Annotated in this window: 11 protein-coding genes and 1 tRNA gene; 4 read left to right on the forward strand and 8 right to left on the reverse strand. The window is 67.2% G+C overall.

Annotation, left to right across the window (positions count from 1 at the left end):
- Nucleotides 1-27: 27 nt before the first annotated feature.
- The 7 genes from ligA to NOV65_RS13405 all read right to left on the reverse strand — a co-directional run bounded on the left by ligA (nucleotide 28) and on the right by NOV65_RS13405 (nucleotide 8,021).
- Nucleotides 28-2,064, reverse strand: coding sequence for an NAD-dependent DNA ligase LigA (gene ligA / locus NOV65_RS13375; protein ID WP_257306965.1), 2,037 nt, complete (start codon nucleotides 2,062-2,064; stop codon nucleotides 28-30).
- Nucleotides 2,064-3,149 (reverse strand): rod shape-determining protein RodA, encoded by a 1,086-nt coding sequence (rodA, locus tag NOV65_RS13380; RefSeq protein WP_257306966.1) that lies wholly within the window; start codon nucleotides 3,147-3,149, stop codon nucleotides 2,064-2,066. Before rodA ends, ligA begins: the two co-directional genes overlap by 1 nt.
- The gene (mrdA, locus tag NOV65_RS13385; protein ID WP_257306967.1) at nucleotides 3,146-5,032 is read right to left on the reverse strand and encodes a penicillin-binding protein 2; all 1,887 of its coding nucleotides are present in this window, start codon (nucleotides 5,030-5,032) and stop codon (nucleotides 3,146-3,148) included. The genes rodA and mrdA overlap by 4 nt, the downstream gene beginning before the upstream one ends.
- Nucleotides 5,032-5,520, reverse strand: coding sequence for a hypothetical protein (locus NOV65_RS13390; protein ID WP_257306968.1), 489 nt, complete (start codon nucleotides 5,518-5,520; stop codon nucleotides 5,032-5,034). The genes mrdA and NOV65_RS13390 overlap by 1 nt, the downstream gene beginning before the upstream one ends.
- Nucleotides 5,517-6,404 (reverse strand): rod shape-determining protein MreC, encoded by an 888-nt coding sequence (gene mreC / locus NOV65_RS13395; RefSeq protein ID WP_257306969.1) that lies wholly within the window; start codon nucleotides 6,402-6,404, stop codon nucleotides 5,517-5,519. Before mreC ends, NOV65_RS13390 begins: the two co-directional genes overlap by 4 nt.
- A gap of 12 nt (nucleotides 6,405-6,416) precedes the next feature.
- Entirely contained in the window at nucleotides 6,417-7,460 is a 1,044-nt protein-coding gene (gene mreB / locus NOV65_RS13400) for a rod shape-determining protein (RefSeq protein WP_341849969.1), read from the reverse strand.
- 267 nt (nucleotides 7,461-7,727) lie between these two features.
- The gene (locus NOV65_RS13405; protein ID WP_257306970.1) at nucleotides 7,728-8,021 is read right to left on the reverse strand and encodes a glutaredoxin family protein; all 294 of its coding nucleotides are present in this window, start codon (nucleotides 8,019-8,021) and stop codon (nucleotides 7,728-7,730) included.
- 55 nt (nucleotides 8,022-8,076) lie between these two features.
- On the opposite strand from NOV65_RS13405, the gene NOV65_RS13410 reads away from it, so the two are divergent.
- Nucleotides 8,077-8,685: a hypothetical protein gene (locus NOV65_RS13410; RefSeq protein WP_257306971.1), complete on the forward strand. Its 609-nt coding sequence runs from the start codon at nucleotides 8,077-8,079 to the stop codon at nucleotides 8,683-8,685.
- A gap of 49 nt (nucleotides 8,686-8,734) precedes the next feature.
- On the opposite strand, the gene NOV65_RS13415 is transcribed toward NOV65_RS13410, so the two are convergent.
- A tRNA-Phe gene (locus NOV65_RS13415) sits at nucleotides 8,735-8,810 on the reverse strand.
- A gap of 105 nt (nucleotides 8,811-8,915) precedes the next feature.
- On the opposite strand from NOV65_RS13415, the gene NOV65_RS13420 reads away from it, so the two are divergent.
- From NOV65_RS13420 to NOV65_RS13430, 3 genes are all read left to right on the forward strand, one after another.
- Nucleotides 8,916-9,596 carry a hypothetical protein gene (locus NOV65_RS13420; RefSeq protein ID WP_257306972.1) on the forward strand — a complete coding sequence of 227 codons (681 nt, stop codon included), beginning with the start codon at nucleotides 8,916-8,918 and terminating at the stop codon, nucleotides 9,594-9,596.
- Between the two features lie 25 nt (nucleotides 9,597-9,621).
- Nucleotides 9,622-10,926: a thymidine phosphorylase gene (locus NOV65_RS13425; protein WP_257306973.1), complete on the forward strand. Its 1,305-nt coding sequence runs from the start codon at nucleotides 9,622-9,624 to the stop codon at nucleotides 10,924-10,926.
- Between the two features lie 467 nt (nucleotides 10,927-11,393).
- Complete coding sequence (locus tag NOV65_RS13430) at nucleotides 11,394-12,149, forward strand: hypothetical protein (RefSeq protein ID WP_257306975.1); 756 nt, start codon at nucleotides 11,394-11,396, stop codon at nucleotides 12,147-12,149.
- Nucleotides 12,150-12,173: the final 24 nt, after the last annotated feature.

Raw genomic sequence — 12,173 nt, forward strand, 5'->3', positions numbered from 1 at the left:
GGACCTTTCCAGGGATGCGGGCCTAGATCATGGGGTGGTCGCGGAGTCCCCGTCCAGGCCTTTGTCGGCCCCCTGCCCGAGCAGCCAGGCCTCGTCCTGGACGGGGATGCCCAGCGCCTCCGCCTTGGCGAGCTTGGACCCGGCCTTCTCTCCCGCCACCAGGAGCGTGGTTTTCGCCGAGACACTGTTGGTGACTTTCGCGCCCAGCCGCTTCAGCAGCGTCTCCGCCTCCTCCCGGGACAGGGTGGGCAGGGTGCCGGTCACCACGGCCACGTGGCCGGACAGGGGCAGGCCGCTCCGATCCCTGGGTTCCGGCAAGGCCGGGTGCACGCCCAGGGCGGTCAGCCGGGCCGGCAGGTCCGGATGCAGCGCGGCAAAGGCCCGGAGGGCCGCGGCGACCTTGGGGCCAACCTCCTCCACGGCCTGGAGGCGGCCTTCATCAGCCACCCACAGGGCCTCCAGGCCGGGGTACGCCTCCGCCAGCAGCTCCGCCGTGCGGGCCCCCACCATGGGAATGCCCAGGGCGTGGATCCATCTGGACAACGGCTTGGTGCGGGCTGCCGCCAGCGCATCCATGAGGTTCTGGGCCGACTTCTCGGCCATGCGCTCCAGACCCGACAAGTAGGCCAGGCCCTGCAGGGGTTCCCCCAGCAACGAGAAGATCTCCCAGGGCTGTTCGAAGCGCCCCGAGGCCACGAGCTGCTCGACCAGGGCCTCGCCCATGCCTTCGATGTCCAGGGCCGCCCGGCCGCCGAAGTGCAACAGACGGGCCACCAGCTTGGCCGGGCACTCGGGGTTCAGGCAACGGATGGCCACTTCCGCATCGTCTGCCTTGCCCACCTCGCCCCTGCACACGGGGCAGGTCGTGGGGATGACGGGCAGGGGCAGGCCGCGCTCCTCTTCGCCGGGCACCAGGGCCACCACCTTGGGGATCACCTCGCCGCCCTTCTCGATGAACACGCGATGGCCCACGCTGAGGCCCAGACGACCCAGTTCGTCGGCGTTGTGCAGCGTCGCGCGGCGGACCGTGGAGCCGGCCACTTCCACCGCCTCCAGCTCGGCCACCGGCGTCAGCTTCCCGGTCCGGCCCACCTGCCAGGTGATGCCCAGCACCGTGGTCGTCACCTGGGTGGCCGGATACTTGAAGGCGATGGCCCAGCGCGGCACACGATCCGTGGCGCCGAGGCGCTGCTGGAGCGCGGCATCCAGGATCTTCAACACCACGCCATCTGTATCGAAGGGCAGCTTCAGGCGGGCCTCGGCCTGGGTCGAAATGAAGGCCAGCAGGGCTTCCAGATCCCCGCTGGCATGGGCGGGCATGACCCCGAATCCCCAGGCACCGAGGTGGGTCATGGAGCGGGCGTGATCCTCGGCCACGCCGCCGTTCCAGAGGGCCTGCCAGGGCAGGAAGGAGAGGCCGCGGGCGGCCACCTCCCGGCTGTCCAGCAGCTTCATGGTGCCGCTGGCGGCATTGCGGGGATTGGCGAAGCGCGCCTCGCCCCGGGCGTCCCGCTGCCGGTTCAGCTCTTCCCAGCGCTTGCGGGACAGGAACACCTCGCCACGCACCGTGAGCGAAGTCGGGGCATCCTCCGGCAACCGCATGGGGATGTCGGCGATGGTCCGCGCGTTCTCCGTCACCAGCTCTCCGGTCTCGCCATCGCCGCGGGTGAGGGCCTCCACCAGCTCGCGGTTCTCGTAGCGGAGAGACAGGGACAACCCATCCACCTTCAGCTCCGCGGCGTAGCGGGGCTCGGCGTCCGGGACCAGCTTGTGCCACTTCGCCTCCCACTCCCGCAGCTCGGCCTCGGAGTAGGCGTTGTCCAGGCTCAGCATGGGCACGGCGTGGCGGCGCTTCTCGAAAGCGTCGATGGGCGGCGCGCCCACGCGCAGGGTGGGGCTGTTCGGATCGGCGAGCTCGGGATGGGCCGCCTCCAGGTCGCGCAGTTCCCGCTCCAGAGCGTCATACTCGGCGTCGGAGACCGCGGGCTGGTCCAGCACGTAGTAGCGGTGGCGATGCATCCGCACCGCGTCGGCCAGATCCTTCATGCGCTGCCGCAGGTCCATCACTTCACCCTCGACCGGTACAGGATTCCCATGATGAGGCCCAGCGCGAGGAAGAAGCTCAGCGTGCTGCTCCCCCCGGCGCTGAAGAAGGGCAGCACCATGCCCTTGTTGGGCAAAGCCCCCGCCACCATGCCCACGTTCACCATCAGGTGAAGGGCGAAGATGCCCGTGGCCCCGGCGCAGAAGTAGGCTTCGGCGTTCGTGTGGGCGGCCTTGGCGGCGTCGAGGATCCGACTCAGCAGCAGGCCGAACAGGCCGAGGACGAGCAGCACACCCAGGAAGCCCCGCTCTTCCGCCCACACGCTGAAGGCGAAGTCGGTGGTCTTCACGGGGAGGAAATTCAGCTGAGTCTGGGAGCCACTGGTGAAGCCCCGGCCGATGAGTCCCCCCGCCCCGATGGCGATGCGGCTCTGGTTCACCTGGTAGCCCTTGCCCTGGAGATCGCTGGAGGGATCCAGGAAGATCATCACCCGTTGTTTCTGGTAGGGCTTGAGGGCGAACTTCCAGGCCCCGAGGCCGCCCACGGTGACGAGCAGGAGCAGCGCGATCACCCAGCGCACCCGCAGCCCCTTCATGAGAGGGATGATCAGCAGGATGGGCAGGAAGCTCAGGGCCATGCCAAGGTCGGGCTGGCGCTGGATGAGCAGCATGGGGAAGACCACCAGTCCCACGGCGCCGAAGAGCTCGAGACGGCCGATGGTGTCCGCCGGCCGCGACCCCAGGCGATGGGACACGTACAGCAGCGTCACCCACTTCATGAGCTCCGAGGGCTGGAAGGTCTGCCCGGCGACGACGAACCAGCGCGTGGCGCCGCCGATCTTCTTGCCCACCACCAGCACGGCGGCCAGGGCCACGAGGCCCAGCAGGTAGGCGGGAAAACTGTAGCGGAGGATGCGGCGGGGGTCCGTGGCCGCCAGCAGGAGCATCAGCCCCAGGCCCATGAGGTTCCAGACGCTCTGCTTGATCCAGATACTGGCCTGGGGCGTATTCCGTCCGGCGGAATAGAGGGTCAGGGTGCCCAGGACCACCAGGGCCAGAATGACCCACAGCAGCCGGGAATCCATGGCTCTGACGCGATCCTTCATTCGGCCGCCTCCGGAGGGGGCGCGAAGGGATCCACCATGCGGCCGCGCGGCGGCGGCAGAGGATTCTTCATGCGGTCCACGAACCAGTACTTCACGAGCTTGGCCGCGATGGGCGCGGCGGCGGTGGAGCCGAAGCCCGCGTTCTCCACCACCACGGCGAAGGCGATCTGCGGCTTGTCGCGGGGCGCGTAGCCCGCGAAGAGGGCATGGTCCTTCAGGTGCTTGGCCTGGCGGGCGTAGTGGCTCTTGTCCACGAAGGTGGCCACCTGGGCCGTGCCGGTCTTGCCGACGAAGGGAGCTTCCCGCGCGATCTCCCGTATGAAGGGATTGGCCGCGGCCGTCCCGCTCTGCACCACCTCGAAGAGCCCTTCATCAAGGACCGACCAGATCTTCGGATCCAGGGGCGTGTCTCTGGGTGGCGGCACCGGGGCGAGTTCCAGCTCGTTGCTCTGATCGTTGCGGAAGCCATAAAAGAAATGGGGGGTGAGAACCTTCCCCTTGGTGGCCAGCAGTGCGTAGAAGCGCGCCAGGCCGAGGGGGGTGACGCCCACGGCGCCCTGGCCGATGCCCACGCTGATGGTTTCGCCGGCGTACCACTTGGGGTCCCGGGGCGAGGCCTTGCGCTTCCAGGCGCGGCTGGGGATGCGGGTGCGCTTCTCCTGCGGCAGGTCCACGCCGGTGCGATCCGTGAACCCGTATTTCTCGGCCGTGGCATAGAGGTCATCGATGTCCAGGCGCGAAGCCACTTCGTAGAAGTAGACGTCACAGCTCTGGGCGATGGCCTGCACCAGGTTCAGACCACCATGGCCCGTGGGCTTGTCGCAGCGGAAATCACGGCCGTAGAAGTTTTTCTTCCCCGCGCAATAGATGACGGTCTGCGGCGTGATGACGCCCTTCTCCAGGCCCGCCAGCGCCACCAGCAGCTTGAAGGTGGAGCCGGGCGCGTAGATGCCCTGGATGGCCCGATTGAGCATGGGCCGCGTTGGGTTGTTCAGGTAGCGGTCCACCATCTCCTGGCTGAGCCGGTTGAGGAACAGATTCGGATCGTACGAGGGGCTGGAGTACATGGCCAGGATGCCGCCATCCCGCAGATCCAGCACCACCGCCGCGCCGGCCTCCTCCCCGTAGGCGTCCTGCATCACCTTCTGGAGACCCGCATCCAGGGTCAGGTAGAGGCTGCGACCCGAGGTGGCGTCGGTCTGGCCGAAGTTGGCGACTTCGGTGCCCAGCTGGTCCACCAGGATGCGCTTCTGGCCATCCACGCCCTTGAGCTTGTCGTTGCCGCTGGCTTCGAAGCCCTCCTTGCCGATGGTCTCGCCCAGCCGGAAGACCCCCGGCTTGGCCTTCATCAACTCCTCATCCACCTCGCCGACATAGCCCAGCACGTGGCCCGCCAGCTCGTCGCCGAGGTAGACCCGCCGAGGCGCGACATCCACGCTGAGGAAGGGGAACCGGGCCCGAACCCGCTCCGCCAGGGCGATCCCCGCGTCGTCCAGGTTCTCCTTCAACACCAGGGGGCGGCCCTTGCCCGCGATGCGGTAGCTCTGGATCTTCCGCGCCAGGGCGGCCGGCTCCAGCTCCAGGGCCATGGCCAGGGCGTGCACCACCTCGGGGCGGGTGGGCAGATCCTCACGCTGGATGACGAGGTGCAGGGCCCGGCGGTTGTCCACCAGACGGTAGCCGTTGCGGTCCAGCACCAGCCCCCGGGGAGCGGCGATGGGACGCACCTTCACCGCCTGCTGCATGGCGAGCTGCCTGAATTCCCCGTGCCGCACCAACTGGAGCCAGGCGTAGATCAGGATCAACGTGGCCACCAGGCTCCAGCTCAGGGCCTTGAACACCCCGAGGCGGCGGTGCAGGAGGGGGCGCTGCCGGGGATCCATCAGCCCAGCCGGGGGGAGGGCCCGGTGTACATCAGGCGCCAGACGGCCCAGCCCCATACGGGCAGGCTGAGCAGGGACCAGAGCCAGCCGAAGCCCCAGGCGTGCGGTCCCGAAGCGAGGCGCACCGCCAAGTGGACCAGAAGGGTGTGCGCCACGAGCAGTCCCGCCAGCCGCGCGAGCCAGCTCTTCACGCCCTCCAGGGGCCACCGGCCGGCCATCCAGCCGGCCAGCAGGGTCAGGGTCATGTCGGCCCAGGCCGTGCCCCCCAGGTGGGGATAGAGCCGCAGGGATCCTTCCAGCGCCCAGCCCGCCGCCCCGGCCCAGAGGGCGCCGGAGAGTGGAGACCCGGCGCGGGGCGCCAGGGCCAGCACCAGCAGGACATGGATCACGATCTGGAGCCGCGGGAAGGGGGCGGAGAGGAACACCAGGCCCAGGGCGGCGGCGCAGAGAAGGTTCTGCCGGATGGCGGAAGGGGCGAGGATCCTCATGGCGTTCCCCGCTTGCGTGACGGTTTTTGCTCTGGCGCCACGAACGGCGCCTGCACCTCCAGCGGCGGCTGAGAGGGCAGCAGGAGCACCGTGGAGATCCGATCCAGCGGGGCGGACAGGTTCACGAGCACCCGCAATTCCAGGTCCCCGGGAGCCACCTCTGCCACGTACCCCACCAGGAGGCCCCGCGGGAACACGCGATCCAGCCCCGAGGTGAGCACGGCCTCGCCCACCTGCACCACTTCCTGGTTGCTGATGTAGCGGATCATGGCGCGCCCGGAGCCCAGGCCCTGAAGCACGCCTGTCGCGCGGCTCCGCATGAGCATCACGGCCACGGAGGCATTGGGCGCGTCCGCGGGCAGCACCTTGGCCTGGGTGGGCCCCACGGACCAGAGGCGCCCCACGATGCCCTCAGGCACGAGCACGCCCTGATCGGGCACCAGGTCCAGGTCCCGGCCTCGGTCCAGGATGAGCCCTCCGAACGCCGCGGGCCGAGTGCTGAAGACCACCCGTGCCGCCTTCAGATCCAGGGGGATCTGCCGCTTCAACCCGAGCAACCGCACGGCTTCGTCCGCCTCGGCCAGCCGGGGGGCCTCCTGGGCGGCCTGCGTCCGAAGCTGGGAAAGCTCGGTGCCCAGCCGCGCATTCTCGGCGCGGGTCTCCTCGAAGGTGCGTGCCGCCTCACGGCGGCTGGTCCGCCACTGCGCCCAGCGGGAGGCCAGGCCCTGAGAAGGCCGCGAGAGGGTGTCGGCCAGGCGCGTCCAATGTCGGCCCGGAGCGGGACCGAGCGACACCCAGATGCCGTGCCCCAGCCAGAGGAGGAGGACGAGGAGACGCTGCCACCCCGCGCGGCTCCATCCCCACTTGGCTGCGCGGAGCGCCATGCGCCCTCCCGGCTAGTCGAGGATCTGGATGCGGCGCAGGAGCGGGATGTTCTCCAGCAGGAGGGCGGTGCCCCGCACAACGGCAGTCTGGGGATCCTCCGCGCGGAAGACCGGCAGGTGGGTCTCTTTCCGCAGCCGCTCGTCCAGGCCCTGGATCAGCGAACCGCCACCCGTGAGGCAGATGCCCCGGTCAATGAGGTCCGCCGCCAGCTGGGGCGGTGTCTCGTTGAGCGCCTTGCGGACGAGATCGATGATGGCGCCGATGGGTTCGGCGAGGGCTTCGCGGATCTCAGCGTCGTTGAGGGTGAGGGTCTTGGGCAGGCCCTCGAACTGGTCCCGGCCGCTCACCTCCATGGTGCGCGTGAGCTCGGAGGGGAAGGCCGATCCCAGCGTCCACTTCACTTCCTCGGCCGAGGACTCGGAGATCAGCACGTTGTACTTCTCGCGGATGTACTTGATCACCGCCTCGTCCATCTCGTCGCCGGCGATGAGGATGGAATCCGAGAACACCTTGCCGTTGTAGCTGATGACGGCCACGTCCGTGGTTCCGCCACCGATGTCCACGATCATGCAGCCACGCTTCTCGTTGATGGCCAGCCCTGCGCCGATGGCGGCCACCATGGTCTGGTCCACGATGAAGACCTCGCCGGCCTTGGCGTCATAGCAGACCTGCTTCACGGCGCGGCGGGCCACCTGGTGGGCCCGGGGCGGCACGCTCACCACGATGCGTGTCCGGGCGATGCCGCGGTTTGGGCGGGCCTTGGAGATGAACTGGGCCAGCATCTTCTCGGCGGCGTCCACCTCGTAGATCATGCCGTCCTTCATGGGCCGGATGGTCCGGACGCCCTGGGGGGCACGCCCCAGCAGCTGCTTGGCTTCGTCGCCCACGGCCTCCACTTCGTGAGTGAGGGTGTTCACGGCCACGATGGAGGGCTCATAGATGACGATGCGGCCGGCCTGCTTGGTGTGGATCAGGGTCGAGGCCGTGCCAAGGTCGATGGCAAGGTCGGAATTGAATATGTTGGACCAGAACTGGCTGGAGAAAATGCTGGCCACTGGCGGCTCCCGGAGAACCTCTTAGCGTGCCACGAACCAGCCCCCCGGGCCAGCCGTGGGGAACCCGGGGGGCGAATGGTCCTGGGCGGGATTATTTCCCCGCCGCCGCCAGCTCCTGCACCAGCAAATCCCCATCCAACCGCTGGGCGAGCTCCCTGTGATAGCCCCGGACCCGCGAACCGGATGCGGGTCGCGAGCGGGCAGCCCGGCGGGCTGACCCGAGCGGGGCCCCGCACCGGCGAGCATAAAGCGCGTGTCCGGGGCGGGCTACTTGGCGGCCGTCACCAGCTCCTGCACCAGCAAATCCCCATCCAGCCGCTGAGTGAGCTCCCTGTGATAGCCCCGGACCCAGCGCTCGCCGTTCACCAGCACGTACGGAATGGCCCGCTTTCCGGTCTCGGCCTCGAGTTTTTCCGCAGCCCCCGGCACGGCCTCGATGTCCACTTTGTGATGGGCGACACCATGCTCGGTCAGCCAGGCCTCCAGGCGGCGGCAATCCGGGCACCAGGCGGCGCTGTAGACCGTCAGATCCAGGCCTTCCAGTGCAGCAATTCGGCTCATGGGATCCTCCCGGACCTGTCATTCTGGATCCTTTGATGCTTTGTTGGGGGGTTTCATGTCCAAGATGACCATTCAGACCGGCCTCCTCGCTGCGCCGGCCCTTCTCCTGGCCCTGGCCCTGGGTTGTGGCAAGAGCACGCCGGATAACAGCCGCATCATCGCCAACATCGGGGGCAGCAAGCTCACCGAGGCTGAATTCCAGGACATCGTGAAGAGCCTCTCGCCGGACCCCAAGGAAGCGCAGGCCTTCCTCACGGACGCCACCGCCAGGAACGAACGGGCCCAGCTCGCCCAGCGCATCGCCATGTCCCGGGCCATCACCACCTATGCCGCGCAGACGGGCCTCGACAAGGATCCGTCCGTGAAGCGCCAGCTGGAGCAGCAGCAGGCCAACATCTACTTCCAGGCCCTCATGAAGAAGCGCATGGCGGGGATGGCCCCCACCGACGAGCAGCTCCAGGCCTTCTACAAGGAGCGCGTCGAAGCCCTCAAGGCCCAGGGCCGCGCCCAGGGCGTGCCCCCCTTCGAGGCCGTCAAGGGTCAGCTGCCGGAGCTCTGGAAGCAGCAGCACATGCAGTCCCTCAGCGACCAGATCCAGAACGAGGTCAAGCAGAAGGTCCCGGTGACCCTGGCCGACGACTACCGGCCCGCGGGCGCCGAGTAGGCTTCGACTCAGCATTCACACAAGGGCCCCCAGACGGGGGCCCTTGTTTTGGTGCCTGGAGACGGAATCGAACCGCCGACACATGGATTTTCAATCCATTGCTCTACCAACTGAGCTACCCAGGCAGGAAGGTTCAGGATATCAGGCGGACGCGCATTTTCAAGTGCCGGAACGGAGTGGATTGGTGCATCCTCAATGGTTTGAGTACTGCTCCGTCCGAGAGGTCCGTCATGGCCCAACCCACCAAGAACCGCGAGATCCAGGTCCAGAAACCCGCGCAGAGTCTGGCCCACTTCCAGACCAAGCTGGGCAAGGGCGAGGAGGAGGATGGCGCGCTGTTGAAACCCATCCTCATCGGCGTTGCGGCGGTGGTGCTGATGGGAGTGGCCTATGGCGCCTGGAGCGCGTACCAGACGCAGGCCACGGAGAAGCATGAGGCTGCCCTTTCCGCTCTCCAGATGGAAGTCGAGGGTGATGGCGTGACGCCGGTTCCGCCCGCCGAGGTGGAGAAGCGCATGCGTGAAAAGCTGGGCCGCCTGGAGACCCTGGCCGCCGAGGCGCCGTCCTCGCGGAAGGCCGCCACCGCAGGGCTGCTCGCCAGCTGGCGCCTGGCCCTGGACGGCAAGGATCAGGCCCCCGCAAAAGCCCAGGATGCCTGGGGACGGATCCGCCTGGCCCAGCGGGCCCTGGCCCTGGGACAGGCCCAGGCCGCCCGCGCCCAGCTGGACGAGCTGCGGGCCAAGGCCACGCCCGGCGAGCCCTGGGCCGAGGCCTTCTGGGCCAGCCAGATGGACGCCGACCGCCTCGCCGGAGACCGGACGCAGGCCCTGAAGGACCTGGCGGAGTACAAGGCGCGCTTCAAGGGGCGAGGCGACGCCAGCGCTTTCGAAGGACTGATCCAGAGCATCTGAGCGCCTTCAGACAAGGAGTCATCCCATGCGGATGTACGACCTGATCTATACCAAAAAGCTGGGCGGCGCCCTGTCGCCCGAGCAGATCGCCTTCTGGGTGGAGGGCGCCGCCAATGGCAGCATCCCCGACGAGCAAAGCGCCTCGCTGCTCATGGCCATCTGCTGGCGGGGCATGACCACGGAGGAGACGCTGGCCCTCACACTGGCCATGCGTGATTCCGGCAAGCGGATGGACCTCTCTGCCGTGCCCGGCATCAAGGTGGACAAGCACAGCACAGGTGGCGTGGGCGACAAGACGACCCTCATCCTGGGGCCCATCGTGGCAGCCTGCGGCGTGCCTTGCCCCATGTTCAGCGGCCGCGGCCTGGGCCACACCGGCGGCACCGTCGACAAGTTCGCCGCCATCCCCGGGCTCAAGGTCGAACTCACGGATGCGGAGTTCATCCAGAGCCTCCAGGAGACCCGCTTCGCCAACTCGGCCCCCACCGGCAAGATCGCCCCTGCCGACAAGAAGCTCTACGCATTGCGCGACACCACGGCCACGGTCGAAAGCATCCCCCTCATCACGGCGAGCATCATGTCCAAGAAGCTGGCCGGTGGCGCCGATGCCCTGGTGCTGGACGTGAAGTGCGGCCCCACGGCCTTCATGAAGACCTTGGACGATGCCCGCACCCTGGCCCAGAGCATGGTGGACGTGGGCACGGCCCACGGCATGCAGATCCGCGCCCTCATCACCCGCATGGACGCCCCCCTGGGCTGGGCCATCGGCAACGCCCTGGAAGTCATGGAGTCCGTCGAGATCCTCCGCGGTGAGCACGGCGATTCCGAGCTGGCTCAGATGAGTTTCCGTCTGGCCGCCGAGATGCTGATCATGGGTGGCGCGGCGAAGACTCTGCCCGAGGCCCAGGCCAAGGTGCGAATGGCCATCCAGGACGGCTCAGCCCTCGAGACCCTGCGGCGGTTCGTGGGCTCGAATGGGGGCGATGCTAAGGCCCTGGACGACTTCAGCCTCCTGCCCCAGGCCGGCCGGACGATCGCTATCCCCGCCGATCGGGCCGGCTACGTGTCCGCCCTCGATGGCCGCGCCCTGGGCCTCCTCGCCATGGACCTGGGCGCTGGACGCAAAGATCAACACGACGTGCTGGATCTGGGTGTGGGCATCCGGGTCCATGTGAAGGTCGGGCAGCGGATCGAGCCGGGTGACATGGTGTTCACGGCCTACACCAAGGCCGGTCATCCAGTGAAGGCCGAGGCCTACCTGGCCACCCTGGGCCTCGCGAGCGATCGACCCGAGGCCGTGCCTTGGCTCCTCGACACCATCGGCTGCTGAGAAAGCCGACTGGAGCCCTGAAAACCCAGCGATGCGCCCTGGTCATCGGGGGGCTCCTCTAGGCTCGCCTGGAAGTGGGTTCAAGGAGACCCCGATCACAGGACGTTCGCACTCTCCGATTCAGGGATTCCATAAGTTCCCGCCTCGGGCCCGTGAACCAGCCCCAGCGATCACCCCCGTTCCTATACTCACCCGGCCGACGAGGCATGACCTCATAAGTAGATACACGGTCTCAAGATCGCTGTAATGTGCGGTCTCCGGCAGATCGGTTCCCTATTTTTTTGAAAAATTAACAAAAATTAACACCCCTCGCATTGCAATGCTCGCATTATCACCCTCGGATATTTCTCTCTGCTGTCCTCTGTCACACCCCCAGCCGGAGCAATTCTCCGAGCGAACCAAGGGGTCACAGATGCTTTTTCACCACGGAGCCGTCACCGTCCGGCTCTGGCTTTCTGGAGGATGCTATGCATCTCTTGAACCACCGAATGGGCCGCCTCACGGCCCTTCTCATCCTCGGTTCCTCCTTTCTTCTGGCCCAGGAGAAGGGGATCGGGTTTGACCTCAAACTGAGAGCTGCCAGCGGCCTCAGCACCAATGACCACCTCAATGCCTCGGCCTTCGGGTTTGGCCTGAATGTTCGGTACGGATTCGAGTGGGGCACGCTCAATGGCGAGCTTGGCTATTTCTACAAGCCGGGCCGCCAGTACCGGGCCGCACTAGAAGCCCCCGCAGCGGGCATGCCTGCCGCAGTGGATTCCTGGCCTGATCCCATTGCCGGTGGCAGTGTGGACAGCCGGAAGAACTCCCTGACTCAGTTGAACGCCAGGTTCAGTTATGAAAGGGCCATCAGCAATGCCTGGTCCTGGCAGGCGGGCCTGCAGCTGGGCCAGTCCAAGTTCCGGCATGAGTACATCGGCGATGTGGCTGATCTCCGTTGGGCCACCTACGAGGACACCTACAACGGAACTCCGACGAAGAGCGTGTTCACCGTGAATCCCTTCGCGGGGGTGACCTATCAGATCAACCAGGATTCGGCTTTCGAACTCAACCTGATTTCCATTTCCTACACCGCCATCAACTTCCACCACGCTCCTGGCTCTGCGATCGTTTCCGGCGATCCCACCGTTCCCGGCTCACACCTTGTCTACGCCGGCGATCACCTGGAGGAGATCAAGCGCAATTCGCTGCACATCGAAATCGGATACACCTTCCGGTTCTGAGGTGGCATTCGTTCCGGCATCGAC

Origin of the sequence: Geothrix campi, from assembly GCF_024609265.1 — a bacterium.
In the GTDB taxonomy this organism is placed as follows: Bacteria; Acidobacteriota; Holophagae; order Holophagales; family Holophagaceae; genus Geothrix; species Geothrix campi.